This window comes from Desulfoscipio sp. XC116, from assembly GCF_039851975.1.
In the GTDB taxonomy this organism is placed as follows: domain Bacteria; phylum Bacillota; class Desulfotomaculia; order Desulfotomaculales; family Desulfallaceae; genus Sporotomaculum.
This window is the reverse complement of the sequence record NZ_CP156660.1, coordinates 1,635,533-1,654,904: the sequence shown is the minus strand read 5'-3', so window position 1 is coordinate 1,654,904 and position 19,372 is coordinate 1,635,533. Positions and strand designations below refer to the sequence as shown.

Sequence of the window (19,372 nt, the reverse complement as noted above, 5' to 3'; positions counted from 1 at the left end):
TGGGGGAGGGAAATGGATATCATGGAATATGAACCTAAAATTGTGGCATTTTTATGCAACTGGTGTAGTTATGCCGGTGCAGACCTGGCCGGTATAGGTCGTATCCAGTACCCGCCCAATATCCGGGTGATACGCATACCCTGTTCCGGAAGGATAAACCCCTTATTTATTATTAAGGCACTCCGGCACGGTGCGGACGCCGTGTTAACCTCCGGGTGACACCCCGGTGACTGCCACTATGTTAGTGGCAACATGGTAGCCCGCAGGAAATTTGCCTTATTAAAAGGCTTACTTGAATATGCCGGTTATGATGAAGGTCGGGTTAATTTCTCCTGGGTATCCGCGGCCGAAGGTGGTCGTTTTGCTGAAATTGTTAAAAATGTTACAGAAAAGACGAAACAAATCGGCCCCAATAAGGGCCTAATCGATAGCGAATCGGGGTGTTGCGGATGCAAAAGCTAGCAGATCAAATAAAAGACGCAGCTAAAAAGTTACTGGCTGAACAAAAGGTTGACCTGGTCGTCGGCTTTACCGAAGGCAGTCTACCGCTACGCGGCACGCCGTTTTTCGCCAGGACTCCCGAAGAAGCGGGAAAACTCACCTGGAATTTGGACTGTGAAAATAATCTGGCCAATTACCTGCGCAAAAAGGAAGGTAAAGTAGCCGTTGTGGCCAAGGGCTGTGATGTGCGGTCAATTGTGGCTCTGATTAAAGAGAACCAGATTAACCGCGACAATCTTTATATTATTGGTGTGCCTTGCAGCGGTATGATTGATCGCAAAAAAGTAAATGCACTGCTGGGCGGCCAAGAGCTTTTGGAAGCTGAGGAGAACGGGGATACAATAATTCTGAAGGGTAAAAACTTTACTGAGACAGCCCCGATTGCCGATCTGCTGCACAATTCCTGCAAAGATTGCCGCTACGGCAACCCCGTGGTGTACGATGAATTAGTCGGCGAATTGCTCCCTGAAAAGGAAGCAGCTGATTTTGCGGAAATTGAGGAATTTGAGGCCAAGACAACAGCGGAGCGCCGCGCATTTATGAATAGTGAATTCAGCAAGTGCATCAGGTGCTACGCCTGCCGGAACGCTTGCCCCATGTGCTATTGCGAAGAGTGCTTTGTAGACTGCACCCAGCCGGAATGGATTGGCAAGAGTGCTTTAAATGCAGAGGACAATATTCTCTTCCAGGTTGTCAGGGTGTTCCATAGTGCCGGACGCTGCGTCGACTGCGGAGCTTGTGAAAGGGCATGTCCAATGGGCATCAATCTGCGCCTGCTAACCCGTAAACTGGTTAAAGACGTTAAAGATCTGTTTAGCGCCGAGGCCGGGGTTAATATAGAGGACAAGGCTGCCCTTGCCACATTCACAGCCGACGACCCAGAACCTTTCTTGGTGAAGGAATGAGGTGAAACTGATGATAGTAAGCAAAAAAGACATACCCGGATTTCTGGATAAATTAATTAGCGAATATCAGGTTTTTGCCCCTGTGCAAGAAGGCTCTTACACCTTATTTAAACAAATTTGTTCCGGTGCTGACGCTGTACTCACTGCTGGCAATACCAAGCTTTCAGCCAAAGAAGTATTTTTCCCGCAGTCTGAAAAATTGTTTAGCTACGAAACTACCGGGGAAAGTGCCAAGCTGGAAGCAACCATTGATGACCAGAAAAAAGTAATTTTTGGCGTACGTCCTTGCGATGCCAGAAGCTTCACGTTGCTGGACAATGTATTTGACAACGATAAGTACCAGGATCCTTACTATGTGACCAGGCGCGCCAACACCGTTATGATAGGTATCGGCTGTAACGATCCCGCCAGCACTTGTTTTTGCACTTCAGTGAACGGCGGTCCGTTTGATACCAAAGGCCTTGACTTATTGCTGGTGGATGCCGGTGATGCTTACGTAGTGGAAGTGGTATCGGACAAGGGTAAGGCTCTGGCTGAAAAAGCCGGTTTTGCCGCCGCCTCGGATGCTGATAAGGCCGCTGCAGCTAAGGCTAAGGAAGAAGCAACAGTCACTTGCCAGGTAAATACAGAAGGTCTGAAAGACAAGCTGGACGTTAACTTTTATGATCCTATTTGGGATAAAATCCATGAAAAATGTTTGGGCTGCGGTGCATGCACATATCTGTGCCCCACCTGCCACTGCTTTGACATAGTTGACGACGCCGTGGATTGCAATGGCTGCCGGGTGCGCAACTGGGATTCCTGCGCATTCCCGCTATTCACTTTGCACGGCTCCGGTCACAACCCGCGTACCAGCAATAAAGAACGCTACCGCAACAGAATTATGCATAAGTTTAAATATTTTGTTGATAACTTTAACGAAATTGCCTGCGTAGGTTGCGGCAGGTGCATTAAAAACTGCCCCGTCAATATGGACATCCGGGTGATACTGGAAAATATTCGGGGTTCGGAAGCGAGGTTGGATAGTTAATGAAAAATCCATATCTGCCGCTGCCAATGAAACTGGTTAAGAACTTTACTGAAACAGAGGATAAGTTGATCCACACCTTTACCCTACAGTTTTTAACTGAGGAAGACGAAAAAAGTTTTCCATATATGCCGGGGCAATTTGCCGAGTTGTGCGTATTTGGCAAGGGCGAAGCCCCTTTCGGAATTGCTTCTTCGCCCACTGAGCCCGGGTTTCTTAAATTCTCGGTGGCCAAAGTAGGTGTAGTATCCACCGCTCTGCACTTAATAGAAGAGGGAACTATGGTCGGTGTGCGCGGACCGCTGGGCAATTATTATCCAGTGGAGGAGTTTAAGGGTAAAAACGTGGTGATCATTGGCGGTGGATTCGCGTTTACTACTTTACGATCTCTGGCTACTTATATGTTGCACCCTGACCGCCGCGGCGATTACGGCGACATCACAGTTATTTACGGCGCCAGAAACCCCGGTCTGCTGCTATATAAAGAAGAACTGGCCGCCTGGGAGAAAAGCCCGGACATTAACTTAGTCACAACTATTGACCGTGCGGTGGATGGCTGGGACGGCCGGGTTGGTTTTATCCCCAACGTTACCGGAGAGGTAGCACCCAGTGCCGAAAACACCTACGCCATCATTTGCGGACCGCCGGTGATGATTAAATTCACCATGCCGGTATTGGAAAAACTCGGTTTTCCAGTTGAGAGAATTATTATGTCTCTGGAAAACCGCATGAAATGCGGTATCGGCATGTGCGGCAGATGTAACGTAGGAGGCAAATACGTCTGTAAAGACGGTCCGGTATTTACCAGAGCCCAGCTTAACGAACTGCCGAACGAATACTAAAATATATTAAAATATAGATAAGTAGAAAATATAGCGCCTCTTTTCTGTTATTAAAGGGGCGCTATAACAGATTAAATCTTAAATTATTTTTATGCCAAGACAATGAGGGGAGGACCCAAAATGGAAGCTATCCAAGCTGCCGATTTTAACCCCAAGTTTAGGGATGAAGTTGCCGAACTGCTTAACGGTTATGACTTTAGCAATTGTTTATCATGCGGAATGTGCACAGCAGGCTGCCCATATTCTGATATTCATGAGAATCAGGACCCGCGTAAATTTTTACGCAAGGTATTGCTGGGTATGAAAGATGAAGTATATGCAGATCCCTATATATGGTACTGCACCATGTGTGAACGGTGCACCATCGAGTGCCCTATGAATGTGAATATAGCGGCCTTGGTGCGGGCACTGCGCGGCACCTGGGATAAAGACAAGATTCCCGGTTACCTGCAAACAATTGCTAATGAACATATTGAATCCGGCAATCAAATGAATGTTGGCCAAGAAGATTACGAGGAAACTTTGGAGTGGATTGAAGAAGAGCTGCAGGAAGAGCTTGGAGATCCCAATTATAAAATTCCGCTCAATAAAAAAGGCGCCAAGTATTTTTACGGCTTTAACGCCCGGGACATTAAGTATTACCCCAATGAACTGCAGGCTACTTTAAAGCTGTTTTACGTGGCAGGCATTGACTACACTATCAGCACCAAGCGCTGGGACGCCACCAATATAGCTCTGTTCACCGGCCAAACAGATGACTTCCTGGCTATTTCCATGCCTCTGTGGCAGGAAGTTGCCGACCTGGAATGTGAAGAGTTAATTGTCACCGAATGCGGTCACGCTTTCCGATCCATGCGCTGGGGCTACAGAACTTACTGGAACGGCAGGCAATATCCCATTCGCCACATCCTGGAACTGCTCAACGAGTTGGTTAAGGAAGGCAAACTTAAGCTTGACCCCAATGCCATTACCGAGGTAGTTACTTATCACGATCCGTGCAACACTGCCCGCAAAGAAGGCGTATATGAAGCACCGCGTGAATTAATCAGAAGTTTTATAAAGAATTTTGTAGACATGAACCCCAATGGTAACATGAATTATTGTTGCGGTGGAGGCGGCGGCGCCATGGCCATGCCCGAGTATAACGAAATCCGCAAAGCCAAAGGTAAGCGCAAAGTAGACCAGGTGGTAGCCACCGACGCCAAGATTGTAATTGTACCCTGTCACAACTGCATGGACCAATTTAACGATTTAAACAAATGGTATCCGGAAAAAGCCAAGTCTGCAAACATGCACATGTGCTCCCTGATGGAAAGAGCCTTGATAATGCCGGAAAAAGAATAGACAGACCCGGTAAAACCGGCCAAAAGTTACTATTCCATTTTGCTGTTAGATGTACCTTGCCCGGAGAAACTCTAGACCGAGAGGACGGGCAAGGTGCATGAATAAGCTAAAGTGAGAACCGGTAATAGCAGCAGGCGCAGGTGTAACCGGCATTCAGGCATCACTTGGCCTTGCGAACTCCGGCTATTATGTACATCTTATGGAGTAATCACCGGCTATTGGCGTACTATGCCCGGGCTGGATAAAGACGTTTTCCGCCAATGATTGCTCCATGTGCATTCTTTCTCCTAAATTGATGGAATGTTGAGGATACTTGAATATTGAAAAATATATTGTTATTTGACCCATTTTGAATTGAAAGAAGCATATGAACAGGCCCGCAATATGGGCGTTGTATTCATTCGCTACAATACCGACGACAAACCACCGGTGAAAAAGAACGGCAGTGTTGTAAACGTTACAGTGACCGATCGTACTGGGCCGATATAGTGGGACTGGCCGCAGACATACTACCGTCTGAGGACAATATCAAACTGAACCGGCTGTTCAAGATCCCCTTGAACGCAGATGGATTCTTCCTGAAAGCAACATGTGGAACCACGCCCCGCAGATTTTGCCTCCGCAGGCATTTATATGGCCGGTACCGCCCACGGTCCCAGGAATGTGGATGAAAATATTGCCCAAGCCAAGGCCGCCGCGGGACGGACCGCCACTATATTAAGCAAGGATCACCCGGAATCTCAGGGTATTGCAGCCAACGTGGATGCCGGCAGGTGTGCAGTTTGCCTTACCTGCGTACGGTTGTGTCCGTTTAACGTACCCCGCGTTAAAAACTACGCGCCGCTGAAATTGAGTCCGTACTATGTCAGGAATGCGGTGCCTGTGCCGGCGGATGCCCCCAACAGAGCATTACGCTGCAGGGCCACAGCAACCGCATGTATATAAATATGATGAATGGTTTATTAAGGGAGGTGCGTTAGAGTGGCTGAATTTGAGCCCAAAATTGTAGCCTTTTGCTGTCACTACTGAGCATACACGGCTGCGGACCTGGCAGGTTCGATGCGGTTACAGTATTCACCCTACATCAGGGTAATCGAAATGCCCTGTTCTGGCACCATTGAACACCGTGTACTTTTAGAAGCATTTGAGGACGGTGCCGATGGTGTGTATGTGGCCGGCTGTATGGAAGGCGACTGCCACTTTTTAAAAGGCAACATCCGCGCTAAAAAGCGGGTGCAGGCGGTCAAAAAAATACTGGATGAAATCGGCTTTGGCAGCGAGCGACTGGAGTTCTATAACCTGCCCGCTTCAGATGGGGGCCGTTTTGCCCAAATTGCTAATGAGATGACGGAGCGCATCCGCCAGCTCGGCCCCAGCCCCCTGAACAGAAACAGGGCCGGGAACGCACAGAAAGAAGGTGGCCAAACAGCATGATAGTAGCGCAACAAAAACCTGTTGAAGACATTGCCCAAATGATTGACGACTGCAAAAAAGTGTTGTTCGTGGGCTGCGCCGGCTGCGTGACGGTTTGCCTGGCCGGCGGCGAAAAGGAAACCGAGGTGCTGGCCTCAGCCATGCGCATTAAGCGCAACCTGGAGAACAATCCCTTGGAGGCAATCACTTATACCTGTACCAGGCAGTGCGACCCCGAGTACATCGTACCGCTGGATAATCTGGTCAAAGATGTGGATGCCATCGTGTCACTGGCCTGCGGCGTAGGCGTACAATATCTGGCCGAGCGGTTTAAGGATAAGTGGGTAGTACCCGCCCTGGATACCAAGTTCATCGGCGGCTCCACTGTGCACGGCAGCTGGGAGGAAAAGTGCGGGCTCTGCGGCGACTGCATCTTGCACCGCACCGGCGGTATCTGCCCCATCATTCGCTGCTCCAAGAGTATTTTAAACGGCCCCTGCGGCGGCTCACAGTACGGTAAGTGCGAAGTGAGCAAGGACGTGGACTGTGCCTGGCAGCTGATTTATGACCGCATGAAGGCGCTGGGCAAGCTTGACAAACTAATGGAATTCCAGCCGCCCAAAGACTGGTCCAAATCACGGGACGGCGGGCCGCGTAAGGCCATCAGGGAGGATGTGATGATCGATTGAAGAATATAAGCAAACTTCAGCAAATACTCGACAGCGGTCAATTCGCGGTAACTGCGGAAATCGGGCCGCCCAAGCATTCTTCCGCCGAGGGCATTCGTCATCACGCTGAAATGATGCGCGATTACGTGGACGCCACCAATATTACCGATAACCAAACGGCTATTGTGCGGCTGTCCAGCATAGCGGCCGGTGTGCATGTGCTGGGCTGCGGCATTGAGCCTATTGTGCAGATGACCTGCCGGGACCGCAACCGGATTGCCATGCAGTCTGATTTATTGGGCGCCTACAGCCTGGGCATGCGCAATGTGCTCTGCCTGTCCGGCGACCACCAAAAGTTCGGCAACCACCCCACCTCCAAAAACGTGTATGATATTGACTCCATGCAGCTCATTTATTATCTGCGCCGCATGCGGGATGAAAAACTGTTCTTCTCGGACGAGGCCATTAAGGAACATGAACCCCACTTCTTTATCGGGGCAGTGGCCAACCCCTTTGCCGACCCCTTTGAATTCCGGGTGGACCGCCTGGAGAAAAAAGTGAATGCCGGCGCCCAGTTTATCCAAACCCAATGCATCTTTGACATGGAGCGCTTTGAGCGGTTCATGGAAATGGTGCGTGAGCGGGGTCTGGACGAACGGGTGCACATCCTGGCCGGGGTAACACCCATGAAGAGTTGGCGGGCGGCCAAGTATATCCAAAATAACGTCAGCGGTATGATTGTACCCGACGAGCTGGTGGAACGCCTGAAAAACGCGGAGGATCCCAAACGCGAAGGCGTGGATATCTGCATTGAGCAAATTAAGTACATCAAGGAAAAAGTCAAAGGTGTGCACGGCGTGCACGTTATGGCTATTGCCTGGGAAGAGGTAGTGCCCGAAATCGTGGAAAAATGCGGACTCTACCCGAGACCCAAGGTGGACTAAGACGAATTAAAGTTCTCTCATTTAACAATTCCATGTTATATTATAACATTTTTATCTTAATCCTGGTGCAAAATACTTCTTTTTTACAGGAATACCATGTACCTACTCCAAAGACCCTTTCATTGAGGGTCTTTTTTTATTCTAAAAAATTTAAAATTTCACTTAAAACAATTCAGGGCAAAAAAAATAAATAATAATTACATATTTATTGCTTTGCATTCATTGACATACGTTCAATTAATTAAGTATAATTGTTTTAGATATTTTCCAAAAGTAGTATGTACCAAACTTTCTCCTAATCTTTTTCGTAGAAGTTATCCTATTTCATCACTGGAACGACATATTCACAACGCTATGACAAGCCTGCCGCATTTGCCGCTGACAGCTTAGACATCACAGTTTAACCAAATGTACAACAAGCGGATTGCTTGCCGGCGCAATTCTGTCCTAAAAAGATATTAAGCCAAATAAAGAGTGTCCGGTGATTCAAGTATATTACCGTAAAACGCTCTGAATGAGAGGACGGGTAATCTCTTGGGTAATAAAGGTAAGGTTGGCGCAGTAATGGTAGTAGGGGCCGGTATTGCCGGCATCCAAGCCTCCCTGGACCTCGCGGAGTCAGGTTACTATGTTTACCTGGTGGAGCAGTCACCGGCCATCGGCGGTATAATGCCGATGCTGGATAAAACTTTCCCCACCAATGATTGTTCTATGTGTATTCTCTCTCCAAAAATTGTGGAGTGCGGTCGGCACCTGAACATTGAAAAGCATATGCTGTCAAATATTTTGGATGTACAGGGTGAGCCCGGTAATTTTAAGGTTACCCTGCATAAAAAAGCACGTTTTGTAGATTTGGATAAATGCACCGGGTGCGGTGAATGCGCCAATGTCTGCCCGGTTAATATGCCTAACGAATTTAACGCCGGACTGGAGAATCGTCATGCTATTTTTAAATTATATCCCCAGGCTATGCCGGCGGCCTTTTCTATTGAAAAGGCCGGTCTTTCACCCTGTCGGGCCGCATGTCCCGCGGGAGTTAACGCTCAGGGTTATGTACAACTAATTAAAAAAGGTAAATTTCAGGAAGCCTGGTCATTAATCTACCAGGATAATCCCTTCCCGGCCGTATGTGGGCTGGTCTGTACCCACCCCTGTGAATCCCAGTGTCACAGAGGAAAAATTGATGCGCCGGTAAGTATAAGAAATTTAAAGCGGACAGCCGCAGAACAAGCCTACGCAAACAATATTGACGAGCTTCCTCTGCCTGAGAAAGAGGCCGTACATGGGAAAAACGCAGCCATTATCGGCAGCGGACCTTCAGGATTATCCGCCGCTTATCACCTGGTTAAAAAAGGATATCGGGCGGTTGTATTTGAAGCTGACCAACAAGCCGGCGGCATGATGCGCAAGGGAATACCGGAATACCGTCTCCCCAGACAATACCTGGATATTGAAATTGGTTTACTTACCAGAATGGGCGTGGAAATCAGGTATAATAAGCGCTGGGGTACGGACTTTTCAGTATCTGAACTGAAAAATGAATTTGATGCCGTATATATAGCGACAGGAACGCCCAGGCCATTTAAGCTGGGGGTACCCGGCGAAAATTTAACCAACGTAATCCCCGGTATTACTTTCTTGAACAATATTAACTTTAAGCAGCAATCAGCCCTATCCGGACGGGTAACCGTAATCGGCGGCGGCAACGTGGCCATAGACACCGCCAGGTCCGCACTGCGCATGGGCGCTCAGGAAGTTCATGTATTCGCCCTGGAAAAACCGGAAGAAATGCCTGCGTCTGCCGAAGAAATTCACCTGGCCGGTGAAGAAGGAATAGTATTCCATTATTCCCGCGGAGTTAAAGCCATTAAGGGAGATGCCAGTGTGCGGTCCATTGAACTGATGGGGGTATCTTCTGTTTTTGATGCCCAGGGACGGTTTAATCCGCAATACGATACTAATATAACCGAATCTTTTGCCACTGATTATTTGCTGGTAGCCATTGGCCAGGGTGCCGATTACAGTTTTCTGTCCGGTGCGGACAAAGCTCTGCTAAATGACACCGGACGTATGCAAGTAGACCGCGACACACTGGAAACCGGCCTGGCCGGCGTGTTTGCCGGCGGTGATAACGTCACCGGCCCCCGGGATGTGGTATCCGCTATCTGTGCCGGTAAAACAGTCTCCGAATCCATAGATCGTTACCTTAATGGCACCGACCAAAGAAAAGACCGCATCTTCAAGGTGCCTGAAGATAAAATCGCACCTTTAAGACAAGCTATTGATGAAGTGCCCCTCAGCATTCCGGCACCACTTACTTTTACCCCGGTGGAACAACGGCTTAAGGGGTTTGTCCGGGAAAGCACCGGTTTTACAACGGAGCAGGCCATTGCCGAAGCGGAACGCTGTTTAAACTGCGGCGTCTGCTCTGAATGCGGTGAGTGTGTAAACACCTGTATGCGTCAGGCTATCAACCATAAAATGCAGGACGAGTACCTGGAATTGCAGGTAGGTTCAATTATTTTAAGCACGGGAGTAAAAACTTACGATCCAGGCAATCTTCATTACCTGGGCTATGGCCGTTATCCCAATGTAGTAACCAGTATAGAATTCGAGCGTATTTTAAGCGCCTCGGGACCGTACCAGGGACACTTGGTGCGGCCTTATGACAATCGCGAACCCCGTAAAATCGCCTGGATTCAATGTGTCGGTTCCAGAAACGTTAAGGAAAGTCACGGCTATTGTTCATCGGTGTGCTGTATGTACGCCATTAAGGAGGCGGTTATTGCCAAGGAGCACAGCGCCGGACCGCTCGATACCACTATCTTTATGATGGATATGCGATGTTTTGGCAAAGATTTTGAAAAATATTACCAGCGGGCCAAACACGAGCACGGTGTAAATTTTGTACGTTCTAGAATATACCAGGTTTCCCAAGCCGACAATGACAGCAAAAATCTCCTTATTCGATACGCGGATGATAATGGTAATTTGTTTAATGAAGAATTTGACATGGTGATTCTTTCCGTAGGGCTGGAACCTTCGGAAGAAGCCAAAGCACTGGCCGGCAAAATGGCCATTAATATGAACAAATACGGCTTTGCCGAGCTGACCCCTCTTACCGGTGTTAACACCTCTAATCCCGGAATATTTACCGCCGGGGCATACAGCGGTCCCAAGGATATTCCTGAAACAGTGCTCCAGGCCAGCGCCGCGGCCAGTGCTGCCGGCAGCCTGCTGGGCGATGTACGCGGCACGCTTATTAAGCAAAAAGAATTTCCTGCCGAGCGGGATGTATCGGGTGAGGAGCCAAGAATCGGCGTATTTATTTGCAACTGCGGCATTAATATAGGCGGTGTGGTCAGGGTACCGGAAGTGGTGGAAGCAGCTAAACAATTACCCTATGTGGTACATGCCGAGGAAAACCTCTATACCTGTTCCCAGGATACCCAGGCTAAAATCAGGGATGCTATTTTGGAACATAAATTAAACAGAGTGGTAGTGGCCTCCTGCAGTCCCCGCACTCATAAGCCGCTATTCCAGGAAACCCTGCGGGAAGCCGGCCTGAACAAGTTCCTGTTTGAAATGGCCAATATCCGTGATCAGTGTTCCTGGGTGCATATGCATGAACCCGATAAGGCCACCGAGAAGGCTATCGATCTGGTAAAAATGATTGTCTTTAAAGCCGCGCTGTTAAAACCGATCCGGCAAGTCTCAGTGGGTGTAACCAAGTCGGCTTTGATTATCGGCGGTGGCGTATCAGGTATGGTCAGTGCTCTCTCCCTTGCCGAAATGGGCTACCGGGCCAGTATTGTGGAAAAATCCGCTGCGCTGGGCGGGTTGGGCAAACGCCTCAAGCTGGGCTTTAATGGGGAAGATATTGAAGCTTTTGTTAACGATTTAATTAACCAGGTGGAGACCCACCCGCTAATTGACGTGTACAAATCCGCTGAAATATACGATGCATCCGGCTATGTCGGTAACTTTAACACTACTTTAACTAACGGCATCCAGATTAAACACGGTGTTACCGTAGTGGCTATCGGCGGTCGGGAATACAAGCCGGTTGAATACCTCTACGGGCAAAGCAACCGGGTGATGACCCTATTGGAAATGGAAGAAAACATAGCCCAAGGAAAATTAAAGGATATCCGGAACATTGTGCTGATTAATTGCGTGGGCTCCCGCGATACCGAGCGGCCCTACTGCAGCCGCATATGCTGCAGCAAGTCTGTCAGCCTGGCTATCCAATGCAAAGAAAATAATCCGAAAGCCAATGTATTTGTCCTATACCGGGATATTCGGACCTATGGTTTTTTAGAAGATATATATCAAACAGCGCGGACTAAAGGTGTAATCTTTGTCCGGTACAATGAAGAGCAAAAGCCGCAGGTAACCGAAAGCGCCGGTGGGGTTACCGTCACCGTCAAAGATCATATACTGGGCGACGATATAATAATAAATGCCGATGCGGTGGGTCTGGCCGCCGCGATACTGCCGCCGGAAGACAATGCTAATTTGAGCCAGCTGTTTAAATTGCCGCTGAATGAAGATGGATTTTTCCTGGAGGCGCATATGAAACTCCGCCCCGTGGACTTTGCCTCCGAGGGTGTGTTTATGGCCGGTATTGCCCACGGACCAAAGAACATTGAGGAGAATATCGCTCAGGCCAAGGCAGCCGCGGGACGGGCCGCCACCATATTAAGCAAGAATTGTCTGGAGTCACTTGGATTGGTTGCCGTGGTTGACCCCAGCAAATGCGCGGCTTGTTTAACCTGCGTTCGGTTATGCCCCTTCAACGTGCCTCGCATCAACAATAACGTGGCGGAAATCGAACCTGTTTTGTGTCAGGGATGCGGAACTTGTGCGGGTGAATGTCCCAATAAGGCAATTACGCTCCAAGGATATAGTGACCGCATGATTCTAAATATGATGGATGGTTTGTTAAAGGAGGTACGTTCCGGTGTCTGAATTTGAGCCCAAAATTGTAGCTTTCTGCTGCCGTTTTTGCGCTTATACAGCCGCGGACCTGGCAGGTTCAATGCGTCTTCAATATTCCCCCAACATTAGAGTTGTTGAGATACCCTGCTCCGGTACTATCGAGCACGGGGTACTTTTGAAAACATTTGAAAAGGGTGCCGATGGTGTGTATGTGGCCGGCTGTAATTTAGGTGATTGTCATTTTCTTAAAGGCAACATCCGCGCTAAAAAACGGGTGGCGGCAGTCAAAAAAATACTGGATGAAACCGGTCTCGGCGGAGAACGTCTGGAATTTTTCCACGTCCCTGCCTCCGAAGGCACCAAATTTGCCAAGGTGGCTAATGAGATGACGGAGCGCATCCGCCAGCTCGGCCCCAGCCCCCTGAACAGAAACAGGGCCGGGAACGCACAGAAAGAAGGTGGCCAAACAGCATGATAGTAGCGCAACAAAAACCTGTTGAAGACATTGCCCAAATGATTGACGACTGCAAAAAAGTGTTGTTCGTGGGCTGCGCCGGCTGCGTGACGGTTTGCCTGGCCGGCGGCGAAAAGGAAACCGAGGTGCTGGCCTCAGCCATGCGCATTAAGCGCAACCTGGAGAACAATCCCTTGGAGGCAATCACTTATACCTGTACCAGGCAGTGCGACCCCGAGTACATCGTACCGCTGGATAACCTGGTCAAAGATGTGGATGCCATCGTGTCACTGGCCTGCGGCGTAGGCGTACAATATCTGGCCGAGCGGTTTAAGGATAAGTGGGTAGTACCCGCACTGGATACCAAGTTCATCGGCGGCTCCACTGTGCACGGCAGCTGGGAGGAAAAGTGCGGGCTCTGCGGCGACTGCATCTTGCACCGCACCGGCGGTATCTGCCCCATCATTCGCTGCTCCAAAAGTATTTTAAACGGCCCCTGCGGCGGCTCACAGTACGGCAAGTGCGAAGTGAGCAAGGACGTGGACTGTGCCTGGCAGCTGATTTATGACCGCATGAAGGCGCTGGGCAAGCTTGACAAACTAATGGAATTCCAGCCGCCCAAAGACTGGTCCAAATCACGGGACGGCGGGCCGCGTAAGGCCATCAGGGAGGATGTGATGATCGATTGAAGAATATAAGCAAACTTCAGCAAATACTCGACAGCGGTCAATTCGCGGTAACTGCGGAAATCGGGCCGCCCAAGCATTCTTCCGCCGAGGGCATTCGTCATCACGCTGAAATGATGCGCGATTACGTGGACGCCACCAATATTACCGATAACCAAACGGCTATTGTGCGGCTGTCCAGCATAGCGGCCGGTGTGCATGTGCTGGGCTGCGGCATTGAGCCTATTGTGCAGATGACCTGCCGGGACCGCAACCGGATTGCCATGCAGTCTGATTTATTGGGCGCCTACAGCCTGGGCATGCGCAATGTGCTCTGCCTGTCCGGCGACCACCAAAAGTTCGGCAACCACCCCACCTCCAAAAACGTGTATGATATTGACTCCATGCAGCTCATTTATTATCTGCGCCGCATGCGGGATGAAAAACTGTTCTTCTCGGACGAGGCCATTAAGGAACATGAACCCCACTTCTTTATCGGGGCAGTGGCCAACCCCTTTGCCGACCCCTTTGAATTCCGGGTGGACCGCCTGGAGAAAAAAGTGAATGCCGGCGCCCAGTTTATCCAAACCCAATGCATCTTTGACATGGAGCGCTTTGAGCGGTTCATGGAAATGGTGCGTGAGCGGGGTCTGGACGAACGGGTGCACATCCTGGCCGGGGTAACACCCATGAAGAGTTGGCGGGCGGCCAAGTATATCCAAAATAACGTCAGCGGTATGATTGTACCCGACGAGCTGGTGGAACGCCTGAAAAACGCGGAGGATCCCAAACGCGAAGGCGTGGATATCTGCATTGAGCAAATTAAGTACATCAAGGAAAAAGTCAAAGGTGTACACGGCGTACACGTTATGGCTATTGCCTGGGAAGAGGTAGTGCCCGAAATCGTGGAAAAATGCGGACTCTACCCGAGGCCCAAGGTGGACTAAATCTAACTAAAGCACGGTATCAAAGTACGATATATAAAGACATTCAGCGCTAATAGTGCGGCAAATTGAACAACTTTAATATAAAAGCATGTAAACTAACAATATTGCCATTAATCTTGGCTCAACTATGCTATGATGTCAAAAAGACTCTCCGAGGAGGGTCTTTTTGTGATGTTTATGAAGTGCAATTTATTACCAGACAATTTAAAACATAATCACTACAAAGATCGGTAATAAAAACAGCGGTCTTAGAGAATAATTAAAACAGCTGTCCCGGGCTAGTTTTATTTGTCAATTTAAAAATAAAGGAATGCAGCTCTCTTTGCCGTAATTTACTAATGGGCACTTTATAGAGGAGGTTTTTAAATCATGATATTAACAACTACTCCATCGGTGGAGGGGAAAAGCATCAGCGACTACTTGGGTATAGTATGCGGTGAGGCCATTATGGGAGCCAATGTTTTTCGCGATGTATTTGCTGCGATAACTGATATTGTCGGTGGCCGGTCGGGAGCCTATGAAGCTAAATTGGCCCAAGCCAGAAAAATCGCCTTGGATGAAATGGCAGCTAAAGCCCGGCATGCCGGTGCCAACGCAGTGGTGGGTGTGGACATTGATTACGAAGTCATTAGGGATGGCATGCTCATGGTAACAGCCAGCGGCACTGCGGTAAAATTAAATTCATAAGTACCCGTTTAATATCCGGTGACCTTGACCGATATATACACTAACAGTGGACAAACCCCTGCACTCTGCCATAAAATATTTACAAGGAAAAAAGAAGGAGAGATTACCCCATGGTCCCAACAGGCACGGTAAACACTGTAAAAAAATATAAAAAGGGAAATATCACTGCCGCTTTCGGTGTGGACCTATTTATACACGGCTCAACCGCCATCCCGAATTTATTGTTAAAGCTATATAAACATATGGGTATAAAAGATACGGAAATGATGTTGCTTATTCAATTATTTAGACTGTTTACCGAGGAAAATAATTATTTGCCCACCGTAGATATGCTCTTTGAACACTTATCCGGGGATGATGAACAGATAAACTGCGACCTGGAGAATTTAATAAATAACGGCATGCTCAAGATAACCGAATTCTACGATGCTGAAAGAGAGTTAGTTATTAAAGGTTATGATTTTGAGCCCTTATTTGAGAAGCTATCGGAAATATGGGCCTGCGCCAGGGTGAAACAACACGAGGCTATTAAAAAGATAACGGAAAATAAATCCAAAAAGACTGTTAATTTGTATAAAAGTTTTGAAAAAGAATTTGGCCGCCCCCTTTCGCCTATGGAAATTGAACAAATTGATGCCTGGTCGCAAAAAATGCCTCCGCCTATGGTGCTGGAAGCACTGCGCCGTGCCGTCATGATGGGCAAACATAATTTTAAATATATAGACAGCATTCTACTGGAATGGGAAAAAAATAATCTGACCAGCCCGGAAAAGGTAGAAGACTACGACCGGCTGTTTAAAATGAAGCACACGGAAAATAAAAGAAAACCAATCAACAACAGAAGTAAAGCTGATCACCAAATAGCTAATCAAAAAGATAATCGAGAAAATAATAAAAAAAGTATGATCCAGTCATTATATATGAGTTAAAGGAGTCTGTGGCCTTTGACCTTTTTATGTAATAAATGCGCCGGTCGGGGACTGGTTATTCATAATGGCATTGCCGAACCATGTACCTGTGTAAAACAACGGGCTATCAACAATAAAATAAAAGCAGCGCAAATCCCGCCCAGGCTTACTCATATTACATTTAACCGTTTTCAGCTGGATCATTACTCTCGTACCAAGATTGACCCGGTGAAAAGTATTTCTTATCGCGATTCAGCATCGGTTACTTTAAAGGCAGCCAGGGATTTTACTCAAAATTATATGAAAAATCCTCATACGGATGGACTGCTTTTAACCGGCCAGGTAGGCAGCGGTAAAACTTTTTTAGCTTGTTGCATAGCTAATGCCCTTTTGGAGCAGGGCAAAACTTTGCTTTTTATTGTTGTGCCCGATTTACTGGACCAGATTAAAGCTACCTACGATACTAAAAATCAAAATAACGTTACTGAATTGGAACTGCTGGAGACCGCCCGTGAAGTCCCCCTGCTAATACTGGACGACCTGGGAGCCCATAACTACACGGACTGGACACGTAATATAATATTTGGCATTATTAATTACCGGCTCAATTATCTTCTGCCAACTGTGATCACTACTAATATTAATCTGGAAGATCTGGAGCAATTTCTGGGCGAAAGAACAACCTCCCGTATTTTCCAAATGTGCCGTCCTTATCGCCTGCTGGTGGATTTGGATATTCGTATGCAAATGGTCAGACAGGGCAGGTAGCCGGCTTTCGCCAGGTCAAACAGCTGTCAAGGAGAATTAATATGACAGGCCAAAAAAAGCTCAAAACAGGCATCAGCACCGGGTCCTGTGCTGCCGCAGCGGCTAAAGCCGCAGCCATGGCCCTGTTTTACGATAAATACCCAACTCTATTAACTGTAACCAATCCGGAGGGAGAAAAAATACCGGTGCCTATTAGCCGGTATACAATTCTGCCCGACGGTCAGGGCGCCGTAGTCGTCAAGGATGGCGGGGATGACCCCGATGTTACCCATGGATTGGAAATAATTGCTGCCGTTAGCCGAACAACTGACGGCACCATCAATATACAAGGCGGGGAAGGGGTTGGTACCGTTACCAAGCCGGGGTTACAGATTGCCGTGGGCCAAAGCGCCATCAACCCCGTACCCCGGTGGATGATCAGCACCGCCCTGGCCGAGGTTATTCCCCCCGACACAGGATGTCTGGTTACTATCAGCGTACCTGGCGGCGAAGCAGTGGCCCGGCGCACATTAAACCCCCGGCTGGGTGTTATGGGCGGAATTTCCATTTTGGGCACTACCGGCATTGTCCGTCCTATGTCCGAAGAGGCTTTTAAAAATTCACTGCTGCCTTTAATAGATATGGCCGCAGCCCATGGATACAACCAGGTGGTACTGACCCCCGGCCGCATGGGGGCCCGATGGGCCACTGAAAAGGGGTTGCCTGAAAAAGCGGTGGTGGAAATGAGTAATTTCGTGGGCTTTATGCTGGAAGCCTGCGTGGCCAGGGGTATAAAGGAAGTTTTGCTGTGGGGACACTACGGTAAGCTGGTCAAAGTGGCTGCCGGCATTTTTCATACCCACAGCAAAATAGCGGATGCCCGGCAGGAAACCCTGGCCGCGCTGGCCGCTTCACTTGGAGCCGGTTCCGCTATTGTTTCAGCACTGCTGGTTTCTACTACTACCGAGGCTATGGTAGATATTTTAACCAAAGAAAAACTGACCCGCGTGCTTGACTTAGCCGCCAAACGGGCCAGCGCCAGAGCCGCGGCTCACGTCAAAGGTGAACTTGTTGTGGGCACGGCCCTGCTAAACATGCGGGGCCATGTGCTGGCCGCCGACCAACCTGCCCTGACAATCGGGAGGGAACTGGGATGGAGAATATAATCGTAGCGGGCGTGGGGCCGGGCAGCGGGGCATACCTGACCAAAGCCTGCATAGAAGCGGCTGAACAGGCCGATATACTGGTGGGAGGCAGTCGGCAGCTGGCGCTGTTCAGTCATCTAAACATAGAAAAGCACGTTATTACAGCCGATCTTGACAAACCGATTGCTTATATAGCCGAGCAGTCCCTGGCCGGTAAAAAAGTCGTTGTACTAGCCTCGGGAGATCCGGGCTTTTACGGTATATTGGCCACTTTAAAACATCGCCTGCCCGGTTTTAATATTCAGGTACTGCCGGGGGTTTCTTCCGTACAGTTAGCATGCGCCAGACTGGGTCTGTCCTGGCACGACGCTTTTTTAACCAGCTGCCACGGCCGGGACTATGCGCATTTGATCGAAGCTGTGAAAAAGCATTATACAGTGATTACCTTAACCGACCCGCGCCATAACCCGGTCAAGCTGGCCAGAATATTAGTCAATGAGGGAGTGGCCAAAAGAAAGGTATATGTAGCCTGCCGCTTATCATATCCGGATGAACTGATTTCCTCCACTTCCCTGGAACAGCTGGCTGCGTTTACTGACTGGCGGGAAAATAATTGCGTGATGGTGATTGTCAATGAAGCATAACCAGTGGCCCTTTACAACCCCGGGTATTCCGGATAATTTATTTTCGCGCGGCGAAGTGCCTATGACCAAAGAGGAAGTCAGGGTGCTCACCATAACCAAGGCAAGGCTCGCCCCCGGGCAAATTATATGGGATATCGGTTCGGGCACCGGATCGCTGTCCGTGGAGGCAGCCCTGGCTGTGCCCGGGGGAACGGTATATGCAGTGGAAAGAAATCCCCGGGCAATGGAGTTAACGGAACTAAATACCAAGCAATTTGCGGTAAAGAATGTTGTCTTGGTGCCGGGGGAGGCACCGGTTGCGCTAAAGCATTTGCCCAGTCCGCACCGGGTATTCGTCGGAGGCAGCGGAGGACACTTGTCTCAGATACTGCCTGTTGTACGAGATAGGCTGCAACCCGGAGGAAGGCTGATAATTAACGCAGTGACCGTAGAAACGTTTACCCTGTGTACCGAACTGCTTAATGGTTGGTGCAGGGAAGTTATCCAGGTCAACATATCCCGGGCTGTGCCCACCGGCAGCGTCCACCTGTGGCATGCCCTTAACCCGGTTTTCATATTTACCGCGGAAAAAGACAGGGAGGAAGTGTAAA

General features: G+C 48.9%; 19 protein-coding genes. All 19 read left to right on the top strand.

Annotated features, from left to right (window positions below):
* Positions 1-21: 21 nt before the first annotated feature.
* On the top strand, positions 22-462 hold the full coding sequence (locus ABDB91_RS07860) for a hydrogenase iron-sulfur subunit (RefSeq protein WP_347491560.1): 441 nt from the start codon (positions 22-24) through the stop codon (positions 460-462).
* Complete coding sequence (locus ABDB91_RS07855; protein WP_347491054.1) at positions 450-1,406, top strand: 4Fe-4S dicluster domain-containing protein; 957 nt, start codon at positions 450-452, stop codon at positions 1,404-1,406. The genes ABDB91_RS07860 and ABDB91_RS07855 overlap by 13 nt, the downstream gene beginning before the upstream one ends.
* A gap of 10 nt (positions 1,407-1,416) precedes the next feature.
* On the top strand, positions 1,417-2,436 hold the full coding sequence (locus ABDB91_RS07850; protein WP_347491053.1) for a 4Fe-4S dicluster domain-containing protein: 1,020 nt from the start codon (positions 1,417-1,419) through the stop codon (positions 2,434-2,436).
* Positions 2,436-3,275, top strand: a complete 840-nt coding sequence (locus ABDB91_RS07845; protein ID WP_347491052.1) for an FAD/NAD(P)-binding protein — start codon at positions 2,436-2,438, stop codon at positions 3,273-3,275. Before ABDB91_RS07850 ends, ABDB91_RS07845 begins: the two co-directional genes overlap by 1 nt.
* A gap of 120 nt (positions 3,276-3,395) precedes the next feature.
* Entirely contained in the window at positions 3,396-4,619 is a 1,224-nt protein-coding gene (locus ABDB91_RS07840) for a (Fe-S)-binding protein (protein WP_347491051.1), read from the top strand.
* A 633-nt stretch (positions 4,620-5,252) separates the two neighbouring features.
* Positions 5,253-5,564 (top strand): hypothetical protein, encoded by a 312-nt coding sequence (locus ABDB91_RS07835; RefSeq protein WP_347491050.1) that lies wholly within the window; start codon positions 5,253-5,255, stop codon positions 5,562-5,564.
* 36 nt (positions 5,565-5,600) lie between these two features.
* Complete coding sequence (locus ABDB91_RS07830) at positions 5,601-6,053, top strand: hydrogenase iron-sulfur subunit (RefSeq protein ID WP_347491049.1); 453 nt, start codon at positions 5,601-5,603, stop codon at positions 6,051-6,053.
* Complete coding sequence (locus tag ABDB91_RS07825) at positions 6,050-6,721, top strand: methylenetetrahydrofolate reductase C-terminal domain-containing protein (protein WP_347491046.1); 672 nt, start codon at positions 6,050-6,052, stop codon at positions 6,719-6,721. Before ABDB91_RS07830 ends, ABDB91_RS07825 begins: the two co-directional genes overlap by 4 nt.
* Positions 6,718-7,644 (top strand): methylenetetrahydrofolate reductase, encoded by a 927-nt coding sequence (locus ABDB91_RS07820; RefSeq protein ID WP_347491045.1) that lies wholly within the window; start codon positions 6,718-6,720, stop codon positions 7,642-7,644. The genes ABDB91_RS07825 and ABDB91_RS07820 overlap by 4 nt, the downstream gene beginning before the upstream one ends.
* A gap of 534 nt (positions 7,645-8,178) precedes the next feature.
* Positions 8,179-12,615: an FAD-dependent oxidoreductase gene (locus tag ABDB91_RS07815; RefSeq protein ID WP_347491048.1), complete on the top strand. Its 4,437-nt coding sequence runs from the start codon at positions 8,179-8,181 to the stop codon at positions 12,613-12,615.
* Positions 12,608-13,060: a hydrogenase iron-sulfur subunit gene (locus tag ABDB91_RS07810; protein ID WP_347491047.1), complete on the top strand. Its 453-nt coding sequence runs from the start codon at positions 12,608-12,610 to the stop codon at positions 13,058-13,060. The genes ABDB91_RS07815 and ABDB91_RS07810 overlap by 8 nt, the downstream gene beginning before the upstream one ends.
* Positions 13,057-13,728 (top strand): methylenetetrahydrofolate reductase C-terminal domain-containing protein, encoded by a 672-nt coding sequence (locus ABDB91_RS07805; protein ID WP_347491046.1) that lies wholly within the window; start codon positions 13,057-13,059, stop codon positions 13,726-13,728. The genes ABDB91_RS07810 and ABDB91_RS07805 overlap by 4 nt, the downstream gene beginning before the upstream one ends.
* Positions 13,725-14,651 carry a methylenetetrahydrofolate reductase gene (locus ABDB91_RS07800; RefSeq protein ID WP_347491045.1) on the top strand — a complete coding sequence of 309 codons (927 nt, stop codon included), beginning with the start codon at positions 13,725-13,727 and terminating at the stop codon, positions 14,649-14,651. Before ABDB91_RS07805 ends, ABDB91_RS07800 begins: the two co-directional genes overlap by 4 nt.
* A gap of 369 nt (positions 14,652-15,020) precedes the next feature.
* Positions 15,021-15,338, top strand: coding sequence for a heavy metal-binding domain-containing protein (locus ABDB91_RS07795; RefSeq protein WP_347491044.1), 318 nt, complete (start codon positions 15,021-15,023; stop codon positions 15,336-15,338).
* A gap of 110 nt (positions 15,339-15,448) precedes the next feature.
* On the top strand, positions 15,449-16,267 hold the full coding sequence (locus tag ABDB91_RS07790; protein ID WP_347491043.1) for a DnaD domain protein: 819 nt from the start codon (positions 15,449-15,451) through the stop codon (positions 16,265-16,267).
* A 15-nt stretch (positions 16,268-16,282) separates the two neighbouring features.
* Positions 16,283-17,014: an ATP-binding protein gene (locus ABDB91_RS07785; protein WP_347491042.1), complete on the top strand. Its 732-nt coding sequence runs from the start codon at positions 16,283-16,285 to the stop codon at positions 17,012-17,014.
* A gap of 41 nt (positions 17,015-17,055) precedes the next feature.
* Positions 17,056-18,159 (top strand): cobalt-precorrin-5B (C(1))-methyltransferase CbiD, encoded by a 1,104-nt coding sequence (gene cbiD / locus ABDB91_RS07780; RefSeq protein ID WP_347491041.1) that lies wholly within the window; start codon positions 17,056-17,058, stop codon positions 18,157-18,159.
* Positions 18,147-18,782: a precorrin-6y C5,15-methyltransferase (decarboxylating) subunit CbiE gene (cbiE, locus tag ABDB91_RS07775; protein WP_347491040.1), complete on the top strand. Its 636-nt coding sequence runs from the start codon at positions 18,147-18,149 to the stop codon at positions 18,780-18,782. Before cbiD ends, cbiE begins: the two co-directional genes overlap by 13 nt.
* On the top strand, positions 18,772-19,371 hold the full coding sequence (gene cbiT / locus ABDB91_RS07770) for a precorrin-6Y C5,15-methyltransferase (decarboxylating) subunit CbiT (protein ID WP_347491039.1): 600 nt from the start codon (positions 18,772-18,774) through the stop codon (positions 19,369-19,371). The genes cbiE and cbiT overlap by 11 nt, the downstream gene beginning before the upstream one ends.
* Position 19,372 lies beyond the last annotated feature (1 nt).

Bases quoted from the DNA above. Each gene is read 5' to 3' on its own strand.
- ABDB91_RS07855 (WP_347491054.1), top strand. From the start codon at position 450: ATGCAAAAGCTAGCAGATCAAATAAAAGACGCAGCTAAAAAGTTACTG.
- ABDB91_RS07850 (WP_347491053.1), top strand. From the start codon at position 1,417: ATGATAGTAAGCAAAAAAGACATACCCGGATTTCTGGATAAATTAATT.
- ABDB91_RS07845 (WP_347491052.1), top strand. From the start codon at position 2,436: ATGAAAAATCCATATCTGCCGCTGCCAATGAAACTGGTTAAGAACTTT.
- ABDB91_RS07840 (WP_347491051.1), top strand. From the start codon at position 3,396: ATGGAAGCTATCCAAGCTGCCGATTTTAACCCCAAGTTTAGGGATGAA.
- ABDB91_RS07835 (WP_347491050.1), top strand. From the start codon at position 5,253: ATGGCCGGTACCGCCCACGGTCCCAGGAATGTGGATGAAAATATTGCC.
- ABDB91_RS07825 (WP_347491046.1), top strand. From the start codon at position 6,050: ATGATAGTAGCGCAACAAAAACCTGTTGAAGACATTGCCCAAATGATT.
- ABDB91_RS07805 (WP_347491046.1), top strand. From the start codon at position 13,057: ATGATAGTAGCGCAACAAAAACCTGTTGAAGACATTGCCCAAATGATT.
- ABDB91_RS07795 (WP_347491044.1), top strand. From the start codon at position 15,021: ATGATATTAACAACTACTCCATCGGTGGAGGGGAAAAGCATCAGCGAC.
- ABDB91_RS07790 (WP_347491043.1), top strand. From the start codon at position 15,449: ATGGTCCCAACAGGCACGGTAAACACTGTAAAAAAATATAAAAAGGGA.
- cbiD (WP_347491041.1), top strand. From the start codon at position 17,056: ATGACAGGCCAAAAAAAGCTCAAAACAGGCATCAGCACCGGGTCCTGT.
- cbiE (WP_347491040.1), top strand. From the start codon at position 18,147: ATGGAGAATATAATCGTAGCGGGCGTGGGGCCGGGCAGCGGGGCATAC.
- cbiT (WP_347491039.1), top strand. From the start codon at position 18,772: ATGAAGCATAACCAGTGGCCCTTTACAACCCCGGGTATTCCGGATAAT.